The 23,773-nt window shown below is 47.1% G+C and carries 21 protein-coding genes; 11 read left to right on the forward strand and 10 right to left on the reverse strand.

The window, feature by feature from the left end; genetic code table 11:
* Window positions 1-398: 398 nt before the first annotated feature.
* Complete coding sequence (gene ahpF / locus ICW23_RS07205; RefSeq protein ID WP_045925591.1) at window positions 399-1,928, reverse strand: alkyl hydroperoxide reductase subunit F; 1,530 nt, start codon at window positions 1,926-1,928, stop codon at window positions 399-401.
* Window positions 1,929-1,941: 13 nt separating this feature from the next.
* Entirely contained in the window at window positions 1,942-2,505 is a 564-nt protein-coding gene (ahpC, locus tag ICW23_RS07210) for an alkyl hydroperoxide reductase subunit C (RefSeq protein ID WP_004393188.1), read from the reverse strand.
* 299 nt (window positions 2,506-2,804) lie between these two features.
* Here ahpC and ICW23_RS07215 point away from each other — a divergent pair, with 299 nt between their 5' ends.
* Window positions 2,805-3,491 (forward strand): VOC family protein, encoded by a 687-nt coding sequence (locus ICW23_RS07215; RefSeq protein ID WP_016937402.1) that lies wholly within the window; start codon window positions 2,805-2,807, stop codon window positions 3,489-3,491.
* Window positions 3,492-3,527: 36 nt separating this feature from the next.
* Here the strand turns inward: ICW23_RS07215 and ICW23_RS07220 are convergent, their stop codons facing one another.
* From ICW23_RS07220 to ICW23_RS07230, 3 genes are all read right to left on the reverse strand, one after another.
* On the reverse strand, window positions 3,528-3,983 hold the full coding sequence (locus ICW23_RS07220) for an RDD family protein (RefSeq protein ID WP_188154239.1): 456 nt from the start codon (window positions 3,981-3,983) through the stop codon (window positions 3,528-3,530).
* A 69-nt stretch (window positions 3,984-4,052) separates the two neighbouring features.
* Window positions 4,053-5,219 (reverse strand): MFS transporter, encoded by a 1,167-nt coding sequence (locus ICW23_RS07225; protein WP_016937404.1) that lies wholly within the window; start codon window positions 5,217-5,219, stop codon window positions 4,053-4,055.
* A 78-nt stretch (window positions 5,220-5,297) separates the two neighbouring features.
* Entirely contained in the window at window positions 5,298-5,609 is a 312-nt protein-coding gene (locus tag ICW23_RS07230; RefSeq protein WP_015240918.1) for an ArsR/SmtB family transcription factor, read from the reverse strand.
* 142 nt (window positions 5,610-5,751) lie between these two features.
* On the opposite strand from ICW23_RS07230, the gene ICW23_RS07235 reads away from it, so the two are divergent.
* Window positions 5,752-6,174 carry a DUF5391 family protein gene (locus tag ICW23_RS07235; RefSeq protein WP_016937405.1) on the forward strand — a complete coding sequence of 141 codons (423 nt, stop codon included), beginning with the start codon at window positions 5,752-5,754 and terminating at the stop codon, window positions 6,172-6,174.
* A gap of 130 nt (window positions 6,175-6,304) precedes the next feature.
* Complete coding sequence (locus ICW23_RS07240) at window positions 6,305-7,525, forward strand: outer membrane protein assembly factor BamB family protein (RefSeq protein WP_188154527.1); 1,221 nt, start codon at window positions 6,305-6,307, stop codon at window positions 7,523-7,525.
* 37 nt (window positions 7,526-7,562) lie between these two features.
* Here ICW23_RS07240 and ICW23_RS07245 read toward each other — a convergent pair whose 3' ends face one another.
* Window positions 7,563-8,900 (reverse strand): aldehyde dehydrogenase family protein, encoded by a 1,338-nt coding sequence (locus tag ICW23_RS07245; RefSeq protein ID WP_188154240.1) that lies wholly within the window; start codon window positions 8,898-8,900, stop codon window positions 7,563-7,565.
* 141 nt (window positions 8,901-9,041) lie between these two features.
* Here ICW23_RS07245 and ICW23_RS07250 point away from each other — a divergent pair, with 141 nt between their 5' ends.
* The 4 genes from ICW23_RS07250 to ICW23_RS07265 all read left to right on the forward strand — a co-directional run bounded on the left by ICW23_RS07250 (window position 9,042) and on the right by ICW23_RS07265 (window position 13,320).
* Complete coding sequence (locus ICW23_RS07250) at window positions 9,042-10,199, forward strand: TetR/AcrR family transcriptional regulator (protein WP_188154241.1); 1,158 nt, start codon at window positions 9,042-9,044, stop codon at window positions 10,197-10,199.
* 220 nt (window positions 10,200-10,419) lie between these two features.
* Window positions 10,420-11,469, forward strand: a complete 1,050-nt coding sequence (gene desA, locus ICW23_RS07255) for a Delta(5) desaturase DesA (protein WP_016937409.1) — start codon at window positions 10,420-10,422, stop codon at window positions 11,467-11,469.
* Window positions 11,470-11,587: 118 nt separating this feature from the next.
* Window positions 11,588-12,724 (forward strand): sensor histidine kinase, encoded by a 1,137-nt coding sequence (locus ICW23_RS07260; protein ID WP_188154242.1) that lies wholly within the window; start codon window positions 11,588-11,590, stop codon window positions 12,722-12,724.
* Window positions 12,721-13,320, forward strand: a complete 600-nt coding sequence (locus tag ICW23_RS07265; protein WP_016937411.1) for a response regulator transcription factor — start codon at window positions 12,721-12,723, stop codon at window positions 13,318-13,320. The genes ICW23_RS07260 and ICW23_RS07265 overlap by 4 nt, the downstream gene beginning before the upstream one ends.
* Window positions 13,321-13,374: 54 nt before the next feature.
* Here ICW23_RS07265 and ICW23_RS07270 read toward each other — a convergent pair whose 3' ends face one another.
* Window positions 13,375-14,196, reverse strand: a complete 822-nt coding sequence (locus ICW23_RS07270) for an SDR family oxidoreductase (protein ID WP_188154243.1) — start codon at window positions 14,194-14,196, stop codon at window positions 13,375-13,377.
* A gap of 547 nt (window positions 14,197-14,743) precedes the next feature.
* Here ICW23_RS07270 and htpG point away from each other — a divergent pair.
* On the forward strand, window positions 14,744-16,624 hold the full coding sequence (gene htpG, locus ICW23_RS07275; protein ID WP_188154244.1) for a molecular chaperone HtpG: 1,881 nt from the start codon (window positions 14,744-14,746) through the stop codon (window positions 16,622-16,624).
* Window positions 16,625-16,667: 43 nt separating this feature from the next.
* Here htpG and ICW23_RS07280 read toward each other — a convergent pair whose 3' ends face one another.
* The 3 genes from ICW23_RS07280 to ICW23_RS07290 all read right to left on the reverse strand — a co-directional run bounded on the left by ICW23_RS07280 (window position 16,668) and on the right by ICW23_RS07290 (window position 19,954).
* A complete protein-coding gene (locus tag ICW23_RS07280) occupies window positions 16,668-18,056 on the reverse strand; it encodes a sugar porter family MFS transporter (RefSeq protein ID WP_016937415.1) in 1,389 nt (462 codons plus the stop codon).
* Window positions 18,057-18,181: 125 nt separating this feature from the next.
* Window positions 18,182-19,114, reverse strand: coding sequence for an aldo/keto reductase (locus ICW23_RS07285; RefSeq protein WP_188154245.1), 933 nt, complete (start codon window positions 19,112-19,114; stop codon window positions 18,182-18,184).
* Window positions 19,115-19,198: 84 nt separating this feature from the next.
* Window positions 19,199-19,954 (reverse strand): DeoR/GlpR family DNA-binding transcription regulator, encoded by a 756-nt coding sequence (locus ICW23_RS07290; protein WP_188154246.1) that lies wholly within the window; start codon window positions 19,952-19,954, stop codon window positions 19,199-19,201.
* A 443-nt stretch (window positions 19,955-20,397) separates the two neighbouring features.
* Between ICW23_RS07290 and iolA the strand changes: the two genes are divergently transcribed.
* From iolA to iolC, 3 genes are all read left to right on the forward strand, one after another.
* Window positions 20,398-21,861 (forward strand): methylmalonate-semialdehyde dehydrogenase, encoded by a 1,464-nt coding sequence (gene iolA, locus ICW23_RS07295; RefSeq protein WP_188154247.1) that lies wholly within the window; start codon window positions 20,398-20,400, stop codon window positions 21,859-21,861.
* A 72-nt stretch (window positions 21,862-21,933) separates the two neighbouring features.
* On the forward strand, window positions 21,934-22,749 hold the full coding sequence (gene iolB / locus ICW23_RS07300; protein ID WP_188154248.1) for a 5-deoxy-glucuronate isomerase: 816 nt from the start codon (window positions 21,934-21,936) through the stop codon (window positions 22,747-22,749).
* 23 nt (window positions 22,750-22,772) lie between these two features.
* Window positions 22,773-23,765 (forward strand): 5-dehydro-2-deoxygluconokinase, encoded by a 993-nt coding sequence (gene iolC, locus ICW23_RS07305; protein WP_188154249.1) that lies wholly within the window; start codon window positions 22,773-22,775, stop codon window positions 23,763-23,765.
* Window positions 23,766-23,773: the final 8 nt, after the last annotated feature.

The following is a 23,773-nucleotide window of genomic DNA, read 5'->3' on the forward strand; positions in this document are numbered from 1 at the left end:
TCGTTGACCAGGCGAATATAGGGCCTTAATAGCGAGCAAGCCTTATGTATAAATAGATTAGAGAGTCAACAACTAAAAAAGACTCGAATCATTTTGTTAAAAGAAAAAGTATGCCACCCAAAATAAAAATTAAAAAAAAGAAAATGGATGAGTCAGTAAAAGACTTTCTTTGCAATTCAAATAACCCCTTTCTAATTAAAGGAAAAAGTAATAGATATAAATGGGAATATATTTATTTTAACAAGGGTAATGTTAACATTACCCTTAAAATTCAAATGATATAGAAAGCAGGCGAAAAAGTGGGAGAAGCTGCAAAACGATGAGGAAAAGCATGTGTTGGCGGGGCAAACCCTAACTGATAACATAAAAAGCCGCCATTCGTATGGCGGCTTTTTACATTAATTCCGGATCAAATAATCAAATGCGCCTAAAGCGGCAGTTGCACCTGATCCCATTGAGATAATGATTTGGTTGTACGGGCCGTCTGTGCAGTCCCCTGCGGCGAATAGGCCGGGAACGTTTGTCGCGCCGCTCTTATCGACGATAATTTCGCCGATGCGGTTGCGTTCGACAGTTTCGTCTAACCATTCTGTATTAGGCACGAGACCGATTTGGACGAATACACCTTGAAGTTCAACGTGTTTTTCTTCGCCTGTTTCACGGTCAACGAACGTAATGCCGTTTACGTTTTGGTCGCCTGTGATTTCTTTCGTTTGTGCATTTTTGTGCACAGTGACGTTTGGCAGGCTGTAAAGACGTTTTTGCAGGACTTCGTCTGCTTTCAGTTCAGGCGCGAACTCCAGCACAGTCACGTGATTGACGATACCTGCAAGGTCAATCGCCGCTTCGATTCCGGAGTTTCCGCCGCCGATAACGGCTACGTCTTTGCCTTCAAACAATGGTCCGTCACAGTGCGGGCAGTATGCAACACCTTTGTTCTTGAACTCTTGCTCACCAGGTACGTTGACATTGCGCCAGCGGGCACCTGTTGACAGGATCACTGTTTTACTTTTCAGTACAGCGCCGTTTTCAAGTTCAAGTTCGAAGAGGTCTTTTTTCTCAAGGCGTTTCGCGCGCTGAAGGTTCATGACGTCAATATCATAATCTTTCACGTGCTCTTCAAGGCTTGCAGCGAGCTTCGGTCCTTCAGTCGCTTTGACGCTGATGAAGTTTTCGATGCTCATGGTGTCGAGTACCTGGCCGCCGAAGCGTTCAGCGACGACACCGGTGCGGATGCCTTTACGCGCCGTGTAGATCGCCGCGCTTGCGCCGGCAGGTCCGCCGCCGACAACAAGAACGTCAAACGGCTCTTTCTCGGCAAACTCAGACGCATCTGCGCCGCTGCCCATTTTTGCGAGAATCTCTTCGATGGTCATACGGCCGCTTCCGAAAGATTCACCGTTTAAGAAAACAGTCGGAACAGCCATAATGTTTTTGCTTTCTACTTCTTCTTTGAATGCCGCGCCGTCAATCATTGTATGAGTGATATTCGGGTTGAGCACGCTCATCATGTTTAATGCTTGGACGACATCAGGGCAGTTGTGGCACGTCAGGCTGATATAAGACTCAAAACGGTATTCTCCGCTGATGTTCTTAATCTGGTCAATGACCTTTTGATCAGCCTTAGGCGCTCTGCCGCTGACTTGAAGCAATGCCAGCACTAATGATGTAAATTCGTGGCCGAGAGGAACACCGGCGAATGTAACGCCTGTGTCTTCTCCGGTACGATTAACACTGAAGCTCGGTGTTCTGTTCAATTCAGTTTTTTCAACTGAAATTTTAGATGACATGGAAGCCAGTTCGTCAACGAGAGCCAGCATGTCCTTAGAAGTGTCATCATCACCGGCGCTTACTTTGAGAACAATGTCGTTCTCAATTAGCTGCATGTATTGATTTAATTGTGCTTTGATATTTGCATCAAGTACCAATTGAATGCACTCCTTAGATTTTACCTACCAAATCAAGGCTAGGTGTAAGTGTTTCGCCGCCTTCTTCCCATTTAGCCGGGCAGACTTCACCTGGGTTTTGACGAACGTATTGAGCTGCTTTTACTTTGTTTACAAGGTTGCTTGCGTCACGGCCGATACCGCCAGCATTGATTTCAACTGTTTGGATGACGCCATCAGGATCGATGATGAATGTTCCGCGGTCAGCAAGACCAGTTTCTTCGTCAAGAACGTCGAAGTTGCGGGAGATCGTTTGAGATGGGTCACCGATCATTGCGTAAGTGATTTTGCCGATTTTTTCAGAGCTGTCATGCCAGCCTTTGTGTACGAAGTGAGTATCTGTAGAAACAGAGTATACTTCAACACCTAATTCTTTCAGTGCAGCGTATTGTCCTTGAAGATCTTCAAGTTCAGTCGGGCAAACGAAAGAGAAATCTGCTGGGTAGAAGCAGAAAACGCTCCATTGACCTTTCAAATCTTCGTTTGTTACATCGATGAATTCACCGTTTTTGAAAGCTTTTGCTTCGAATGGCAGTACTTCTTTTCCGATTAAAGACATAATATCTTCCTCCTGAAATGTGATTTTAAAATATATTAAAAAGACAAAGCATTCACTTTATCTTTCAATAATAATTCTAATTATATATAGATTATTAAATAACATTTATTTTTTGTCAAGCTATATGAGGTATTATTTTCTGCTTTTTTTGCTTTAGACGTTAAAAATCGCTTGGTATAAGCGGTTTGGCGCTGTTTATCATGTTCAGCGCCGGGCGGAAGGGGGATTCTCAATTGGTGAAACGAAATAGTGGGATTCAACCCCTCTATATGGCAGTATAAACCAAAGGGGGTATGATCATGCAAATAAATAACATTACTTTGTACAGTTGTGCTTTAGAGGAGACGAAAGACTTCTACGTAGGGGTGTTGGGTTTTTCTTTAGCGGGTGAGTCCGATGATTCGTTTACAATCAAGGCGGGAGAAAGTGAATTGGAATTCAGGCGCGCCGATTCTCAATCTCATCCGGCGTATCATTTCGCGTTTAACATTCCGAATAATCGTTTTGATGAGGCGAAGGCGTGGATAAAGGATAAAGTCGTTTTTCAAACGGAAGATGGGGAGGATGAGGTGTATTTCTCTCATATACATGCGCGTTCCTTTTATTTCAAAGATCCGTCCAACAATCTGGCGGAATTCATCGCGAGAGACACATCGCCGGCAAGCGCGGAACGTTTTTCGATTGAGTCCGTCCTGAATATCGGCGAGGTGAATCTGACGGCTGCCGAGGTGGTATCGACCGGGAAGGAGCTGCAGCGTTTCGGTATACCGGTGAGAGACGGCGCGCCTCTTAAGGAGAACGGGTTTCATTTTATGGGTGATTACAATGATGGGGCGTTTTTGCTTTTAGGGCGGAACGGGCGCCGCTGGATTTTTTCTGATCAGCATGCGGAGTTTCATCCGCTGTCTGTCATTGTGAACGGGACGATCCGCATTGAGGCTGACGGAAAAGGCGGCATTGACATCAAGCCGGCGCAGCCGTCATAAAAAAGCCCGGGCTCAAAAGGCCCGGACTTAAGGACATTATTTATAAACAACCCGGGTGCTGCACATGATGTCGTGCAGCGCTTTTTTCTCTCCGAAGGCACCCATAATGAAACCGATATAAAGAATGACCTTAGATATGATATAAGCGAAAGCGCGTCCGAAGGCCTGGCCGATGGAAACGCGTCCGCCATCTTCATTGACGACCTTAAGGCCGAGCAATGCTTTTCCCAGTGTCCCCTGCATCTTTGAGGCTGTGAGCAGGCTGAAATATAAGATGCTGATCACAAAAGAGCTCACAAGAATCGGGATGACGCCGAACACCAGAAAAGAGATGTTAAACTGATTTTCGGTCATGAAGGGGTCAGCCGCCGCAACGCCTGCCGCAAATAAAAAACTGACTGCAAATTGAATGATAAAAATCGGAATTCCTATAATGATCTGATCAATGACATACGCCAGAAACCGAATCCAAAATCCTGCCGGTCTTTCCATGTATCTTTTTCTCTCCCTTGCTTTAATCTGCCATATTATACGTAATCATGCCGGATTTTGCAACGGAGCTTAAGCTTCTGCGAGCGGCCTCTTTCCCCATGCTAAGCGTCCCATGATCAGCCCGAAAGCCAGAAGGGCAAACATGATGCCGCACCACATCAGCTGATGGATTCCCAAATGTGAAATAAACCAGCCGCCCGCCGCCGTTCCGATGGTGATGCCGAGGTTGGAAAAGGAGACAAACAGGCTGTTGCCGAATTCGGGGGCCTCCTTTGCTTCAGCAGTAAGCCATGTCTGACTCACAATGAGACCGCCGGAATGAACGGCGCCCCATACGAAGACAAGGACGGCCATCGGTGCGAAAGACGTCCCAAACCCATATATGAGCAAGTAGGCGGCTGTATAAAGAAGCGGAAACAGGATGACGGTCTTTTTCATATTTTTGTATAACAAAGCGCCGAAGACGAAATTCCCGGCTATCATAATCACCCCGAAGCTCATCAGCATGAAGCTGACCCATGTGCCGTTCATATTGGACACCCGTCCGAGGTACTCCGCAAAATAGCTGTAGACAGAAAACATGGCCGCAAAGAGACAGGTAACGGCAGCGATATTAAGCCACAAGGCCGGTTTGCGAAGGATGCCGAGCTGGCTTCTGAAAGACATTTTTTCTGTGACCGGCATGGATGGCAAAAAGAGAAGAATGCCCATGAACGCGATGAGACTGACGATCGCGCCGAATAGGAAGGCTGATTCAAGGGAGAGACGCTCAGCCAGATAGGATGTGAAAGGGACGCCGAACGCAAAGCCGGCGGTGATGCCTGAAAAGACTTTCGTTACGGCTTTTCCGGATTGGCCGGCGGGAACAAGGCGGGCCGCGGCCGCAAGCGCTACAGAAAAGAACACGGGGTGGCATAAAGCCGGAATGATCCGAAACGCAAGCATGACACTGAAATGCGCCGTATACGCGTAGACTGCATTAGAAACGGCAAACATCAGCACCGCCAAAAGCAGAATGTATTTCCGGTTTATACCTGAGGCAAGCAAGGTCAAAAACGGTCCCGACACAGCGACGATGAATGCGAAAATACTGACAAGCCACCCCGCTTTTGAAGCGGCCATTTGAAATCTGTCCGCCACTTGCGGAAGAACGCCGATAATGCCCATCTCGGTCGTGATAATCCCGAAAACCCCTAGTGCCAAAAATAGAATGAAGATGGAACTGCTTTTTTTCATTGTTATGTATGCCTCCTTTTATAACTACATATACAGAAAAATAGATATGTTAGAACAAAAAAAGCCCTCCTTTCATGGTTATAGCTGGTGCTGAACATAGTCAGCGAAGGCTTTAATTTGTTTTTCATTCCTTCTGTAATAGGTCCACTTTCCGATTCGTTCAGATTCCAGCAGGCCGGCTTTTTGCATCGTCAGCAGGTAGCTGGAGATGACGGACTGCGCAAGCCCCGACTTTGCCTGAATATCACCGACGCAAATTCCGGTGCGGAAACTGAGGCCCTGCTCAAGATAAGGCCTTTCATCAAAATGGTCCTCCGGGTGTTTAAGCCATGTCATAATATCACTTCGTGTTTTGTTAGATAGCGCTTTATGAATCAATATCGGTTCCATAACGTTTATTATATCTATTTTTCTGGATTTGTAAATTCGTTTTTGGTAAAACATTCTCAAATTAAGTAAATATCGTGTTAAAATATAACATATTATCAGATTACCGGTAAAAAATCCGGGTATTTGTCAGGAGGATATTCACATGAATCAAAAGAAAAAAGGTACGGTCACGGTGACCTTGCTGTCCGCTCTGATGTTTTGTCTGTTGCCGGTCATCGTCTCGCTTTCTCCGCTTGCAGAAACGGGGCCGAACGCGAATCGTTTTAACTCCGCGGGCATGTGGGCCGCCGTCGGTCAGATCCTTGTTATATATGCGGTCCCGCTCATTATGTATGTTCTCGGTGTTCGTGGCATGAAAATCATCATGGCCGTTTTTTGCGGAATCGGGCTTATCATTTGCGCGGCTGTCTTGTTGGTGGCGTTATTGACCGCCATTTCCTTAGGGCAGGAGCTGTCTCTTTATTACGGTCTTCTCGTTTGGTCAGGCGCGGCTTTTATCGTCAATGTGGTGTGGTACATTGCCGCGTTTCGTTCCTCTCCGAAACATCAGCAGCAGTCTATGTGACATTTGTTCTATAAATCTACTTAAAATACAAATATTTCATAGGATGATTATGGTATGATTATAGCGGTATAGCAGTTTTTAATAGAAACGGGAGGAACTTACATTGAAAAAAAAGACAGCTTCACTTCGAATGAAAACATTGGCAGCCGGCGCTGCGGTTGCTGCGGCTTTATCTGTGGGAGCGGTTTCTGATCTGCCGGGGGCAAAATGGCTGCATCCGGCGGCTGCTCAAGCTGCGGAAACGGTATTTAAACAAAATCATGCGGCATCTGGTTTCTTGACGGGACGGTATGACGCGCAGGCCATGTCTCCGACGATGTTCAACTGGTCAAGGGAAAGCCGGTTCACAAGCACTGCCGACGGATCGTTAAAATGGGAAAAGAATGTCCCGGCCAACCCTCAAAACGGTGCGGGAGCCGCGGTTGACGGAGACGGCACCGTATTTATTCAATCAAAAGACGGGAAGCTGACGGCATATCATCCGGACGGTTCTGTGAAATGGGTGACGGAAAACCTCGGGACAACCTATACGCTGACTCCGGTGCTCGGAACAAACGGTGTCATTTATCTTCCTTCTCACGATAAAAAACTGTATTTCATCGACAAAGAAACCGGAAACATTTTAACTTCAGTTCCGCTGAGCGCAGCGCCGAGTTCCGATGCGGCTATCGGTTCTGACGGCACGCTGTATGTGTCGACGCTGGATAACTATATCTATGCGATTAAACCGACGTCGCCTTCGACATGGACGCAAAAGTGGAAATTTAAAACAAACGGCGTGGTCGGCTCCGCTCCCGTGTTAGCATCAAACGGCACGCTGTATACGGCAACGTACAATAATATCTTTTATGCGATCAATTCCGGAACGGGCCAAGTGAAATGGTCAAAAACGACGTCCAACGGGTTTAAAGGTTATCCGGTTATTGACAGAGACGGCACCGTTTACGCTGGAAACCAGGACGGCAGCTTATACGCCTATACATCAACGGGCGCTGTAAAATGGACGTTCCCGTTAAACGGTTTCTCCAGCTCTTCATTAGCGATTGACCATAACGGCAATGTGTATATTGGTTCGGGAAGCGGCGAGCTGTTTTCCATCAGCAAAACCGGTAATATGAACTGGTCTTTCTATACGGACGGGCCTGTGAGAACGGCGCCGCTGATTGATGCAGACGGCAATGTGTACTTCGGCTCTGACGATAAAAACGTCTATGCGGTTGACGCTGACGGTAATGAAAAATGGCGCTATCAAACAGACAGCAATGTCATTTCCTCCCCGGTTCTGGCTGAAGACGGCACGCTTTACGTCGGCACTTATACGAAACTGCTCGCATTCGGGGCAAAAAAATAATAAAAAAGAATCCGCGTCATCTGCGCGGATTCTTTTTTTATTTAGAGGCTTGAATAAAAACGCCTTTTTCATGAGAAAATTCTTTAAAGCCGTACACACCGTGATATGAACCGATTCCGCTCGTATTAACGCCGCCGAACGGAAGGTTAACGTCAGTGAAATGAACGACGACATCATTGATAGAAGCGTTGCCGGACGTCGTGTGCTGCAGGACATAATCGATCAGCTCCTGATTACGGCTGAATACATATAAGGCAAGCGGCTTGTCCCGGTCAGTGATGTAATCAACGGCTTCACTGATATCTTCGTAATTCATAATCGGCAGAATCGGTGCGAAAATCTCCTCCTGCATGATCTTCATATCAGGCGTGACGTTTGTCAGCACGGTCGGAGAAATCGTGCGGTCATACGCATCGAATACGCCGCCGAAGGCCGTTTTCGCCCCTTTTTCAATGGCATCATCATATAGAGCTTTGACACGGTTAAAGTTGCGCTCATTGACAATCTGCGTGAATTTATTGCGGTCAACCGTATGATCATCCTCCATAAAACCTGCATTGACAATGGTTTGCAGGAGATCTGTAAAGGTGTCCTGTACATCTTCCTTCATAAGGAGATAGTCAGGAGCGATACATGTTTGTCCCGCATTGACAAATTTGCCGACGGCGATTTTTTTCGCTGCGTCCATTAAATCATAGTCGCTGTCAATGATCGTCGGGCTTTTTCCGCCAAGCTCAAGCGTGACGGACGACAAGTGCTTCGCCGCTGCTGTCATGACGATTTTGCCGACATTCGTGCTGCCGGTGAAGAAAATGTGGTCAAACGGCTGATCGAGCAGTTCTGTCGCGACATCAACCTCACCTTCAAAAATGGCGACTTCTTTTTCATGAAATGCTTCACGAATGACTGTCGCGGCAATATGGCTCGTCTCCATCGTAAAATCAGACAGCTTCACAATCGCGCTGTTGCCGGCCGCAATGGCGGCGGCAAGCGGAGCCATCGTCAGCATAAACGGATAATTCCATGGGCCGAGAATTAAGGTGACGCCTTTTGGCTCGTACATTAATACGCCGTCAGCGTCCGGGCTGACGGATGAGCCGACGCGTTTCGGCGCCATCCAGGTGTCGAGATTGTTCATATTATCTTTAATCGCCTTGATCGTTCCCTGCGTTTCCGCTCTTTTCACCTCATGATAAGGCTTGCGGACGTCCCGTCTGATCGCCTCGATGATTTCTTCTTCATGAGCGGTGACGGCATCTAAAAAGCGCTGAAGCTTTTCTTTGCGCTGCTCGGCTGTTGAAGCACGCAGTGTTTTTTGATTTTTTTTCTGAAGCTCAAAGACGCGTTTGATGTCTGCTTTTATATGCTGATCCATCGGTCTTCCTCCTCTGGTTGCTTTTTTATTTCTTCAGGGCCTATTATAGTGTGATGTGATTTTGCGGCAAAGACAGCGTAAACGCATCTATACGTTACCGTACAAATTGCGGTGATCTGTCTAATGAAAGGAGTGTCTCTTATGCCGGATTCTGTGACAACTGACATCAAACAAGCGCTCTTGGTTATGCTTGGGGAGCGGGATATCCGCCGTGTGACCATGAAGGATATCGCCGAACGGGCGCACGTGAGCCGGGGGACACTGTACCTTTATTACGAGGATAAATATGCAATTTTAGAAGATATAACGGAAGAAATGAAGGACGGGCTGAGTGAAGCGCTGTATGATTCGCTGAAGCATAAAGATGTGCTTCATTTAAATGGCGGCTGGCAAAAAGTGCATCCGACCCTGTCTTTTGTTGACCGGCATCGGGCGTTTTTCCAAACGATGATGGATCGTCAAAAAATGCCGTATTTTCACTTTCATGCTTTTTTTAAAGATGTATTCCGGCATGATGTGCTTTTGTCACCGGTGAATGCAAATTTCTCACCGACCGAACAGGATATGTACATTCATTACCGCTCTTTATATACGTATGCCATTGTGTTGTACTGGCTGAATGAGGAGCCCGGGGCATCACCGGAAGCGATCAGCGGGCAGGTGTGGGATTTGATTTCTCAAAAACGGTTTTACTGGCTGTTCGGCCGCCGGGTGCCGGAACAAGAAGAAAAAAAGCCCGCCGACCGGCGGGTGACACGGACGAGGCAGGCCTTGCAAGAGGCTATGATCGGCTTAGCAGCAGAAAAAAAGGATTATGCGGCGATTACGATTTCCGATATTGCCCGTGAAAGCAACCTGCGCCGTGCCACTTTTTATGACCATTACGCCAACAAAGAAGCGTTGCTGAAAACGATCATCCATCAATCATGCCGGGAGCTGATCGGATTATTGACGGTAAAGGGAGATCCTGCTGACTGCTCCATGGAAGAAGCGGAAACTGCGCTCGTCCGGCTCTTTTCCGCACTGTCGGACGGCATGCCGCTCGTCCATTTTCTGAGAGAGGGTTCCGGAGTGCCTGACGTCATCCCGGAAATGTTCAGAGCGCTGCAATCGTTTTATCTTCATCAGCCTCTGCACATTCAGGCGGGCAAAAAGCTCTATGCATACTATGTCGCGTCCATGCTCGTCGGTCTGATTCAATATCGTCTTCATGAAGGACAAGACCACGCGCCGGACATGCTGGCCTGGGAATTTCTCCAGTTTTTGGATGTGAAGAAGTATCGGGTGATTTTGCTGTGAAGATGATGAAAAAGAACTCCCAAAACAGGCGGAGTTCTTTTTTTCTGTTTTCTTTGAGAAGTGCCGATATGAAGTGTCCGGCGTTATCCCTTATAAAAAAAGAAATTCTGCTGCCAAACATGACAAATGTCATATTCGGGGCATGATGGCTGCTACTACAAAAGCGTCTGGCGCCCCGTTATACTTGGGATCATAATGAAAAAGAAGGGACGTGACATCCATGATCAATCACGCCGCAACTCAAAAACAAGCGTCTTTAAAAAAGCAGGTTGCCGCATTTTCCGGTGCCGATACAAAGCATAGTGTCATTCAGCTTCTCAACACGTTTGTACCGTTCTTTGCCCTTTGGTTTCTTGCTTACTTCAGCCTCGATGTCTCCTATTTTCTGACCCTCGCCTTTACTGTAATAGCTGCGGGATTTTTGACAAGAATCTTTATTATTTTCCACGACTGCTGCCATCAATCCTTTTTCAAACAAAAGAAGCTGAACCGGCTGTTTGGGTTTATTTCAGGTGTGCTGACACTGTTTCCGTTCTCTCAATGGCAGCGCAGCCACTCCATTCATCATGCGACAAGCAGCAACTTAGATAAACGGGGAACAGGCGATATTTGGATGATGACCGTCAAGGAATACAACGAAGCGTCAGCCTGGACAAAAGTACGCTACAGACTTTATCGCAATCCGTTTATTATGTTTATTCTCGGCCCGATTTACGTATTTCTGATTAAAAACCGTTTCAATGTAAAAGGCGCCCGCCGCAAGGAACGCTGGAACACCTATTTCACGAACGCGGCGATTGTCTTATTGGCTGCTGCGACGTGCCTGCTTGTCGGCTGGGAAAACTTTTTGCTTGTTCAGGGTCCGATTTTCCTTATTTCGGGGTCAATCGGCGTTTGGCTCTTTTATGTCCAGCATACATTCGAGGATTCTTATTTTGAAGCCGATGAGCATTGGGACTATGTGCAGGCCGCGGTAGAAGGAAGCTCCTTTTACAAGCTTCCGAAGCTTTTGCAATGGCTGACGGGCAATATCGGCTACCATCATGTCCACCACTTAAGCCCGAAAGTGCCGAATTACAAGCTGGAAGCGGCTCATGAGGGGCACGAACCTTTAAAAAACGTACCGACCATTACACTTAAAACAAGTCTTGAATCCATGAAATTCCGTCTGTGGGATGAGGATGAAAAGCAATTTGTCACCTTTCGGGAGGCGCGGAAAACACCGCCGCCCCAGCAGGTGCCGAAAGAACCTTTAAAGAAAAATGCCTGATATGGCTCGCGGCTCTTTCTGTTATCAGAAAGGGCCTGCTCTTTATGTGTGAGGATGCAATAAAGGCGGCGTTTTGGTAAAGTGATGGTAGACACAAGCGGCAGAAGGTGGAATAAGGATGAAGAAATATTTTAAATTTCAAAAACTGAATGGGATTTCTCCTTATATATGGACGATTTTTTTCATCTTGCCTTTTTATTTTATTTTTAAAAGCTCTTCTACCTTTGTCATCGTGGCCGGCATCATTTTCACGCTTGTTTTCTTTGGCGCATACCGCTTTGCATTTGTTGCAAAAGGCTGGCCGGTTTACTTATGGGCGCTTCTTCTGATCGGCATTTCGACCGGATCAGTCATGCTGTTCAGCTATATTTATTTCGCTTTCTTTATCGCCTACTTCATCGGCCATATCCGGGACAAAGTTCCATTTTACATCTTATATTACATTCATATCATCAGTGCGGCGATTGCCGTCAACTTCAGCCTTGTTCTGAAAAAAGACTGGTTTTTGACGCAAATCCCGTTTATCGTCATTACTCTGATCAGTGCCATCCTGCTCCCGCTCAGCATTCGAAGCAGAAAGGCACGAGAGCGCCTCGAGGAGAAATTAGAATATGCAAATGAACGAATCGCGGATCTTGTGAAGCTGGAAGAAAGGCAGCGCATCGCCCGGGACCTTCACGATACACTTGGACAAAAGCTCTCCTTAATCGGACTGAAAAGCGACCTTGCCCGGAAGTTGATTTACAAGGACCCTGAACAGGCCCGCACTGAGCTGAAAAGTGTTCAACAGACGGCCCGCACCTCCTTAAATGAGGTCAGACAAATTGTCTCGTCGATGAAAGGCATCCGATTGAAGGATGAGCTCGGCAATGTTCGGCAAATTCTTGAAGCGGCAGGAATTGAATTTGTGTATGAAGAAAAAGAAGCGCCAAAACATATCTCTCTGCTGAACGAAAACATCGTCAGCATGTGCATTAAAGAAGCCGTCACCAATGTCGTGAAACACAGCGGCGCCAAAGTATGCCGCATCACCATTCAGCAGCTTTGGAAAGAGGTTGTCATTACGGTAGAAGATGACGGCAGCTTTCAATGCAGAGAAGACCGCTTTTTTTCACAGGGAAACGGCCTGCTTGGAATGAGAGAACGGCTTGAATTCGCGAATGGCAGTTTAGCCATCGATACAGCTGCCGGAACAAAGCTGACCATGAGAATCCCGAATGATTCAAAATCAAAAGAAAAGGATGGTAGCAGATGATCAACATCTTCATTGCCGAGGATCAGCAAATGCTGCTCGGCGCACTCGGTTCGCTGTTGAATTTAGAAGAGGATATGACGGTTGTCGGCCAAGGCACAAGCGGCCAGGATGCCATCGATTTCGTGGAAAAACACGCTCCTGACATCTGTCTGATGGATATTGAAATGCCCGGGGTATCAGGTCTTGAGGCGGCGGAAAAGCTCAAGGACAGTGATGTGAAAATCATCATTTTGACGACCTTTGCCCGCTCCGGCTATTTTCAGCGGGCGCTAAAAGCGGGCGTCAGCGGTTACATGCTCAAGGACAGCCCGAGTGAGGAGCTCGTCAGCGCCATCCGCAGTGTTATGAAAGGAAGACGCGTCTACGCCCCTGAATTAATGGAGGACATCTATGGTGAAGAAAACCCGCTGACTGAACGGGAAAAAGCGGTGCTCGAACTCGTCGCAGACGGAAAAAATACGAAAGAAATCGCAAACGCCCTCAGCATCAAAAGCGGTACAGTCCGCAATTACGTTTCGATGATTCTGGATAAATTAGAAGTGAAAAATCGAATTGAGGCCATTACCCGATCAAAGGAAAAGGGCTGGTTTAAGTAACCAGCCCTCCTTGTTCAGCCAGTGTTTTTGCACTGGCTTGTTTCTTTTTCGCCGTCACTTTGTCTCTTCCTTCCACTTCTTATCAATCAGCATTTTCCCCGGCCATGTGTATGCCATGATGCCGCCGTCTGCCGTGATGTCTTCTCCTGTGACGTAAGAGCTGTCGTCTGAAGCGAGGAAGAGCGCGACAGCTGCCATTTCTTCCGGTTTTCCGAGCCGGCCGAGCGGCGTGATCCACTTGTTGGCTTCACGGAACGCCTCGCCCATTTCGTCTTCTTTCGTGCCTGCCAATTTATCAATGAGCGGCGTTTCAATCGTGCCCGGCGATAAGGAATTGACGCGGATTCCGCTTCTGGCGTAATCAATCGCCATTGCTCTTGTCAGGTTCGTGATTCCGCCTTTTGCTGCGTTATAGCCGGAGCGGTCAAGGTCTGCGGCCCGGCCTGACATGGAGGAGGTGTTAATGATAGAGCCTCCCTTTTCGAGCATAAGCGGAATGAGATATTTGCTGCACAGAAATGTGCCGCGCAGATCGACGGCGATGATCCGGTCAAAAAGCTCGACCGGGTATTCATGGACTTTGCCGCCCTCTTGGTCAACACCGGCATTGTTAAAAAGAATATCGATTGTTCCGTACTTTTGCTGAATGCCGTCTGCAAAAGACTTTACGTTTTCTTCGTCTGATACATCAAGATGAAAGGCCTCTGCTTCTCCGCCGTTTTTTCTGATGGCGCTGACGGTTTCATTCAGTTCGCTTTCATTGATGTCACCGCAGATCACGCGGGCGCCTTCATCGGCGAAAACCCGTGCCGTCGCTTGTCCGATGCCTGTCGCGGCCCCTGTGATAATTGCGGTTTTGTCTGTTAATCTTCCCATATTGCGATTCCTCCTTTTTCTATATCTGTTCCCGCTGAATAGGGGGATAAACATATAGAACTCCATTTCTAAATACCTATTAAATATGTTAATATTATGTATATACATCATTGGGAGGCTTACATATTTTGAAGATACAGCATAAGAAGGAGATAGCGTTTTATTGTTATACCGTTGTCCCTATATGGTTTGCTATTTCCATCGTCATCGCTATTTTTTCTCATGACATCACATTTCCTCTCACCGTAAGAAATGTTCTGCATGAGTTTTTGCGAAACATGGGATCACTTCTCTTATTTAGTTTGTTTTTCTACCCGTCATACATATGGATGAAGAAGGAATTCGGCCGCTGGAAAGAAGAAGAAAAGAGAGGATGATCAGCATTCTCTCTTTTTTATTGATAAAATGGGTGAAATGAATCCATTAACATGTTAAATTTACAATATATGCATCTGCTGATTCAGTTGACAATTGTCACCGCATATGATAAATAGATGCTGAAAAGATTTTACATACCATCAAAGCATAATTAAAGGAGAGATCTGAAGTGCGGAAAAAAAAGTTTAAAGCAGAATCCAAGCGTTTGCTGGATATGATGATTAACTCCATTTATACGCAGAAGGAAATTTTTCTCAGAGAGTTAATTTCCAATGCGAGCGATGCGATTGACAAAATCTATTACAAGGCGCTAACCGATGATTCTTTAACGTTTGATCAAGACAATTACTACATAAAAGTGACGGCGGACAAAGATGCAAGAACGCTCACTGTCACAGATACCGGTATCGGAATGACAAAAGACGAGCTTGAACAGCATCTCGGAACGATTGCGAAAAGCGGTTCACTCGCTTTCAAGCAAGAAAATGACACGAAAGACGGCCATGACATTATCGGCCAGTTCGGCGTCGGGTTTTATGCGGCGTTTATGGTGGCTGATAAAGTCACGGTGAAAAGTAAAGCGCTCGGCAGTGACGAGGCGTATGTATGGGAGTCGGAAGGGGCTGCCGGCTACACGATCGAGCCGTGTGACAAGGAAACCGTCGGTACGGAAATCACCCTGAAAATAAAAGAAAACACAGAAGATGAAAGCTATGATGAGTTTTTAGAAAACTACCGCATCAAAGCGATCGTGAAAAAGTACTCAGATTTTATCCGCTACCCGATCAAAATGGAAGAGACGGTCAACAAGCCGAAAGAGGGCAGCGAGAACGAATTTGAAGAGGTTCAGGAAGAACAGACGGTCAACAGCATGGTGCCGATCTGGAGAAAAAACAAAAGCGAGCTGACGGATGAGGATTACGAGGCTTTTTACGCTGAAAAGCATTATGGCTTCGATAAACCGCTGACCCACGTGCACACCAGCGTCGATGGAGCGGTGCGCTACAATTCGATTTTGTTTATTCCGGAAAACATGCCGTTTGACTATTATACGAAGGAATTCGAAAAAGGATTGGAGCTGTATTCCAACGGCGTGCTGATCATGAACAAATGCGCCGACCTGCTTCCGGATCATTTCAGCTTTGTAAAAGGCATGGTGGATTCTGAAGATCTGTCGCTGAACATTTCCAGAGAAATGCTGCAGCATGACCGCCAGCTGAAGCTGATTGCGAAAAACATCAATAAAAAAATCAAAGCCGAGCTGAAGAGCCTGCTGAAGAACAAAAGGGAAAAATACGAATCTTTCTATGAATCTTTCGGCAGACAGCTGAAATTCGGCGTCTACAATGATTTTGGCGCGAATAAAGACGTATTAAAAGACCTGCTTCTTTTCTATTCTTCTAAGGAGAAAAAGCTCGTCACACTGGATGAATATGTGTCCAGAATGCCTGAGGATCAAAAATATATCTATTACGCGTCCGGCGATTCATATGAGCGGATTGAAAAGCTGCCGCAAACTGAAATGGTGGCGGACAAAGGCTACGAGATTCTATATTTCACGGAAGATATTGATGAGTTCGCGATCAAAATGCTGACAAGCTATGAGGAAAAAGAGTTCAAATCCGTATCAAGCGCCGACTTAGGCATCGACAGTGACGAAGATGAAAAGCAGACTGAAGCCGAAGAAAACGAATATAAAGACCTGTTTGAAAGCATGAAAGACATTCTTGCGGATAAAGTCAAGAATGTCAGAGCATCAAAACGCTTGAAATCTCATCCGGTCTGCTTTGCGACAGACGGCGAAGTGACGATCGAAATGGAGAAAGTGTTAAACGCCATGCCTGACAGCCAGCAGGTCAAAGCGGAAAAAGTGCTGGAAATCAACCCGAATCACGAAGTGTTTGAGACGTTAAAGAACGCGCACGGACAAGATCGGGAAAAGCTTGCTTTATACACAAATCTTCTCTACAATCAGGCGCTTCTGATTGAAGGGCTGCCGATCCATGATCCGGTCGAATTTACGAATGATATTTGCAAAGTTATGGTATGACGCCAAAAAAGGAATCGCCCAGCGGGGGCGATTCCTTTTTTCATTACAGCGTGCGCTGTTTAAGAATTTGATTTTGTTTGCTGCGCTTCTTTAAGGAGAACCGTTTTTTCAAGTGTGTTTCGATTTCTTCTAAACTTCTGCCCTTCGTTTCAGGAACGATGTAAGCGGCGAAGAAGAAGGATGTGAGGCAGATGACTGAGAAAATTCCGAATACCCAGCCGATGCCCATGGCGCTCAGCATAAGCGGGAATACCAGTGAAACGACCAGGTTTGTTGCCGACAGAATCAATGTCGTAAATCCGGTTGCGGCCCCGCGTGCGTTTGACGGGAACAGCTCCGGCATCAGGACCCATACGACGGGACCCCATGTCGCCTGGTAAAAGACGATATAGATTCCGAGAAACAGCACGGTCAGCCAAGCCGTTGAAGCTGACAGGCCGGCCAGAAGGAGAATGGCTGATAATGACGCCAGGCTCAAGGTGATGCCGATGCTTCCCCACATCAGCAGTTTTTTCCGGCCGATCCGGTCAATTAGGATCATGGCGGTGATACACATGATGACGTTTAAGACACCGATTCCCATTGTGCCGAGAACGGACGCCGAGGTGCCGAGTCCGGCCTTTGTAAAGATGGTCGGCGCATAGTAAATCACCGTGTTGATACCGACCGCCTGCTGGAAGATGGCAAGGCCGATCCCGATCAGCAGCATAGGGCGGATCCATTTTGCTTTCAGCAAGCCGAGCGTAGATTCTTTTTTCTCAGCTTCACCTTGTTTCATTTCCGCCAATTCAACGGCGATATCCTCTTTGTCGTGCGTCATTTCCATGACTTGTCTGGCTTCCTGTTCACGGCCGCGTTTGACGAGCCATCTCGGTGATTCCGGCATAAACGCGATTCCGATTAATAACAGCGCCGCCGGTACTGCGGCGAGACCGACCATCCAGCGCCAAGCTTCAAATGGGGTGAATATGTAATTCACAATATATGCAAGTAAAATTCCGGTTACAATCATTAAGTTATTCAATGTGCCAAGCGTTCCGCGTATTTTTGTCGGAGCCATCTCAGAAAGATAAACGGGAACAAGCGCCGTTGAACCGCCGACGGCTAATCCGAGAATGACACGTGAGATGATCAGCATGGTGACGGTTTGCGAAGCTGCGCAGGCAAGCGCGCCAAGAATAAAAATGAGTGAAAGGACGAAAACGACTTTTCTCCGGCCCCATCGGTCAGAGCATGTCCCGCTTAAGGCGGACCCGAAAATCGCACCGAGCAGCAGCATGCTGACGACCAATCCCTCAGTCAGCGTGTTTAAAGGAATATCATTGTTGATAAAAAGCAAAGCCCCTGAAATCACACCGGTGTCATAACCGTAAAGCAGCCCGCCTAATGCTCCGAAAAAGTAAATCAGGTATTTTTTGGTGTTTTTCTTCACAGATGATCCTCCTCATCTTTTTGGAACGCATAATAGTTTATTTAGATAACTATTTCATTCCCCTGTGAAAAAAATATAAACCTTCAAAAAAAAACACGCCCTTTTAAAGGCGTGTTTCTTTTTTCTTAGGAAAACAGCTTGTCGATAAACGCGATTTCTTCTGCAGAAAGCGTAATGGAGGCTGCTTTCATATTGTCTTTTAATTGATCCGCGCGTTTGGCGCCCGGAATCAGGATGTCGATTTCAGGTCTCGCCAAATACCAGGCAAGCACGATATGCGCCGTGTCGGCATTGTGCTTCTCGGCAATCGGTTTGAGCTGGTTGACTTTTTTGATGTTTTCTTTAAACTGCTCCCCTTGGAAATGCGCCTGATCATTGCGCAGATCGCCTTCAGGGAAGGTGGTGTTCTCGTCGTATTTGCCGGCTAACAGTCCGGATACGAGCGGGAAGTACGGGATGAATGAGATGCTGTGTTCTGTCGTATAAGGGAAGAAAGTCTTTTCCGCCTCACGGTTCAGCAGGTTGTATTCCCCTTGAATCACATCGACTAAGCCATTCTTGTTGGCTTCTTTCAGCTGCTCCAGAGAGAAATTGGAGACGCCGATGGAACGGATTTTTCCTTCTTTTTTCATCTCATTCAATGCTTGGACGGCTTCGTCCTTCGGTGTGTGCTCATCCGGGAAATGGATGTAGAATAAATCAATGTAATCAGTCTGCAGACGTTTCAGGCTGTCTTCAACTGATTGTTTCAAAAAGGCCGGTGAGTTGTCGAAAACAAAGTCATCGCCTTCTTTTCTGTGCGCGGCTTTTGTGGCGATGAAGACATCCTCGCGGTTAAACTCTTTCAGCACCTCGCCGATTAATTCTTCAGAACGGCCCACCCCGTAAATATAGGCGGTATCTAACATGGTAACGCCGCTTTTAATCGCTTCCCGGATCAATTCTTTTCCCGTCTCTTCATTCAGATTCGGATAGAGATTGTGTCCGCCGACCGCATTTGTTCCCAAACCGATCGGAAATACTTGTAGGTCAGTTTTGCCGATTGTTACTTTGCTCATGTTTTCGCCCCCTGAAAAAGTAGATTAGGATATCACAGCGCCTGCCGGAAAAATACGGCAGCGCATTCTCTATTAATTGTAACGCTATGCCAAGTGAATGTCGATTTGGTGCTCTTGACAATACTTTGTATATTCCTCATCAAGCTGCTGAGAAGTGACGATGCTGTGAAGCCGGTCGAAAGGCGCGTATGTCAGAAGCGTGGATTTGCCGAATTTGGAATGGTCCGCGAGCAGATACACTTCGTTCGCCTTTTCGGAAATTTTCTTTTTCACCTCGTATTCCAGCAAGTCGGAATTCGTCAGGCCGTGGGTGATCGTTGTCCCGGTAGCGGACATGAACGCCTTGTTAATATTGTATTTATTGAGGGTGCTCGGATCATCAATGCCGACAAATGACCTTGTCTTCCGCTTGTAGTTGCTGCCGATGATGATCAGGTCGACATTTTTCATGGATGAAGCGGCGTTAATAATATCAAGACTGTTCGTCAGCACCGTCACATTCTTATCCGGATCAAGCGTCTCCAGCAACGATTTGGTCGTCGTGCCGGAATCAATAAACACAAGATCGTGATCCTCGATAAACCGTGACGCATAACGGGCGATTTTGATTTTTTCATCCTGATGTTGAATGGTGCGGTTCTCAAAAGGGACGAGCATGGATTTTTCTGCTGACGTCACGCCGCCGTACACCTTTTTGATCACCCCTTTTTCCGCAAGCTTATTAATATCACGTCTGACCGTGTTTTTAGAGACGTTGAAAACCTCGCACAGCTCATCCAGCGAAGTGGCTCCGTGTTTGAGAATGTATTCTTCCATCTCCTGAATCCGCATCAGTTTCATAAAAAAACTCCTTCTAGAATTCTTAAAGTAATTAAAATATATAATAAACACCAAAAGTTAATCAATAGTTACTTAACAAATGATAAAAAAGATGGATCTCCCGTACGATTCGACACCGTTCTTCAAGTTCCTGTTTTCCTGCTCTAAAAAGGTATGATGAAAATAATGAAAAAATTTTGATTTTTTAGATTGACTTGGAGTGGCGTGGGGATTAAAATGTAACCAAGAAATGACCAAAATGTAACCCGTAAAATTAAAAATGATAGATGTAACCGTTTGATTGGGTCGGTACATGACCAACTTTTACATGGAAAGAATGGGAGACACCATCATTTTAGCATTTGTAAGCGTTTAATTCATGTCTTTTGTATGTAAAAGATGAATATATCCATCCGTTATTACCCAGCTGAACAGGATGTTTACTATTTAAGGAGGCAATGAGCATGGCAGAGATCAGAAAACTGAAAAACTACATCAATGGTGAATGGGTTGAAAGTAAGACAGATCAATATGAAGACGTTGTCAATCCGGCTACAAAAGAAGTGATGTGCCAAGTTCCGATTTCTACGCAGGAGGATGTGGAGTATGCCGTCCGCTCAGCGTCAGAAGCGTTTAAAACATGGTCAAAGACGGCAGTGCCGCGCCGTGCGAGAATTCTATTTAACTATCAGCAGCTTCTCCAGCAAAACAAAGAAGAGCTTGCCCGTCTGATTACTTTGGAAAACGGTAAAAACACGACAGAAGCACTCGGTGAAGTGGGACGCGGAATTGAAAATGTCGAATTCGCAGCAGGCGCGCCGTCACTCATGATGGGCGATTCACTTGCCTCTATCGCCACAGATGTAGAAGCGGCGAACTACCGCTATCCGATCGGGGTGGTCGGCGGCATCGCACCGTTCAATTTCCCGATGATGGTCCCGTGCTGGATGTTCCCGATGGCCATTTCGTTAGGAAACACGTTCATTCTGAAGCCGTCTGAGCGCACGCCGCTGTTAACGGAAAAACTGGCAGAGCTGTTTGAACAGGCCGGTCTGCCGAAGGGCGTCTTCAATATCGTGCACGGCGCGCATGACGTCGTAAACGGCATTCTTGAGCATCCGGAGATTAAAGCCATCTCATTCGTCGGTTCAAAACCTGTCGGCGAGTATGTTTTCAAAAAAGGCAGCGAACATTTGAAACGCGTGCAGGCGTTAACGGGGGCGAAAAACCACACGATCGTGCTGAATGACGCCCACCTTGAAGATACAGTCACAAACATTATCGGCGCGGCATTCGGTTCGGCAGGAGAGCGCTGTATGGCTTGCGCGGTTGTGACGGTTGAAGAGGGAATCGCCGATGAGTTTATGGCGAAATTACAGGAAAAGGCCGCGGACATCAAGCTCGGAAACGGACTGGATGACGGCGTGTTCTTAGGCCCGGTCATCCGCGAGGACAACAAGAAGCGTACGCACAGCTATATTGAAAAAGGTATCGAAGAGGGAGCGAGACTGCTTTGTGACGGCCGTGAACATGTAACGGAAGACGGCTATTTCGTCGGACCGACGATTTTTGACAACGTGACGACAGATATGACGATCTGGAAAGATGAAATCTTTGCGCCCGTTCTGTCGGTCATGCGTGTGAAAAACTTAAAAGAAGCGGTTGATATCGCCAACCAGTCTGAATTTGCGAACGGTGCCTGCCTGTTCACGTCAAATGCGAATGCAATCCGCTACTTCCGTGAGAATATTGACGCGGGAATGCTCGGGATCAACCTTGGCGTCCCGGCGCCGATGGCATTCTTCCCATTCTCGGGCTGGAAGTCTTCTTTCTTCGGCACACTGCACGCAAACGGAAAAGACAGCGTTGACTTTTATACACGTAAAAAAGTCGTGACGGCACGATACCCGTCTCCTGACTTCAATTGATCTGACAGCCGGCCCGGACGGCTTTGTGATTCCGTCCGGGTTTTCTTTTACCACAATTAAGGAGGAATACACATGAGTCATTTGCTGCGCAAACCGCAGGCCGATGAGATTTCTCAAGGCGTGAACATTATACATGACATCACTTCAGCCAATTCAGGCCTCAAATACGTCGGATTTAAAGTCGTTGATCTCGCTCCCGGCTCAACATATACAGAAGATTTGAAAAAGACGGAGTGCTGCATCGTGGCGCTCACGGGAAAAATCACCGTCACGGATCATGATCAGACATTTGAAAGCATCGGCACCCGTGAAAGCATATTCGAAAGAAAGCCGACGGACAGTGTTTATGTGTCCAATGACCGCTCCTTTGACATCACAGCCGTCAGCGGGGCGAGGGTCGCGCTGTGCTACTCTCCGTCCGAACACCAGCTTCCGACAAAGCTGATTAAAGCGGAAGACAACAGTGTGGAACATCGCGGCAAGCTGGCAAACAAACGAACCGTTCATAACATTCTCCCCGATTCAGATCCATCGGCAAACAGCCTTCTCGTTGTTGAAGTTTACACGGACAGCGGCAACTGGTCGAGCTATCCGCCGCATAAACATGACCAAGACAATCTGCCGGCTGAATCCTTTTTAGAAGAAACCTATTACCATGAAACGGACCCGCCCCAGGGGTTTGTCTTCCAGCGTGTGTACACGGACGACCGCTCGATTGACGAGACGATGACCGCAGAAAATGAAAACGTTGTCATCGTGCCGGCGGGCTATCACCCGGTTGGTGTTCCGGACGGGTATACCTCTTACTACCTGAATGTAATGGCGGGACCGAGACGAAAATGGAAGTTTCATAATGATCCGGCCCATGAATGGATTCTGGAACGCTGACAAGTGAGGAGTGGCAGATAACGATGAAGTATACGTTTAATGAAGAAAAAGAGTTTGATATTGTCGCGATCGGACGCGCGTGTATTGATTTGAACGCGGCGGAATATAATCGGCCGATGGAAGAAACGATGACGTTTTCTAAATATGTCGGCGGTTCCCCGGCAAATATTGCAATCGGCAGCGCCAAGCTCGGATTAAAAGCCGGTTTTATCGGCAAAATCCCGGACGACCAGCATGGCAGATTCATCGTTTCCTATATGCAGGGAAAGGGCGTTGATACGTCACAAATGGCCGTTGACAAAGAAGGGCGCAAAGCCGGACTCGCTTTTACGGAAATTCTCAGTCCCGAAGAGTGCAGCATTCTGATGTACAGAGATAACGTGGCGGATCTGTATCTTGAGCCGTCGGAAGTCAATGAAGGCTACATCGCAAACGCGAAAATGCTGCTCGTATCAGGCACGGCGCTTGCAAAAAGCCCGTCGCGCGAAGCTGTCCTAAAAGCGGTGCATATCGCAAAAAAACATGACGTAAAAGTCGTTTTTGAGCTCGACTACCGTCCGTATACATGGCTATCGGCAGAAGAAACCGCCGTGTATTACACGCTGGCGGCGGAACAATCCGATATCGTCATCGGAACGCGTGACGAATTTGACGTGATGGAAAACCGCAGCGGCGGAGAGAACGATGAAACCGTCCGCCGTTTGTTTGCGCATTCCGCCGATCTTGTTGTCATTAAGCACGGCGTTGACGGATCATACGCATACAGCAGATCGGGAGAAGTTTTCCGGGCGCGCGCCTATAAAACAAAGGTGCTCAAGACGTTTGGAGCGGGGGATTCCTATGCGTCTGCCTTCATCTACGGACTTGTCAGCGGCCGGGATATTGAAACGGCCTTAAAATACGGGAGCGCTTCCGCTTCCATCGTCGTCAGCAAACACAGCTCGTCAGAAGCCATGCCTGCTGCCGGTGAAATCCTCGAGCTGATTGAAGCGCAGCACAGCCTGAATGGTAAATAGAACGTATA

It is taken from the genome of Bacillus sp. 1021 (genome assembly GCF_014534735.1).
Lineage (GTDB): Bacteria > Bacillota > Bacilli > Bacillales > Bacillaceae > Bacillus > Bacillus siamensis.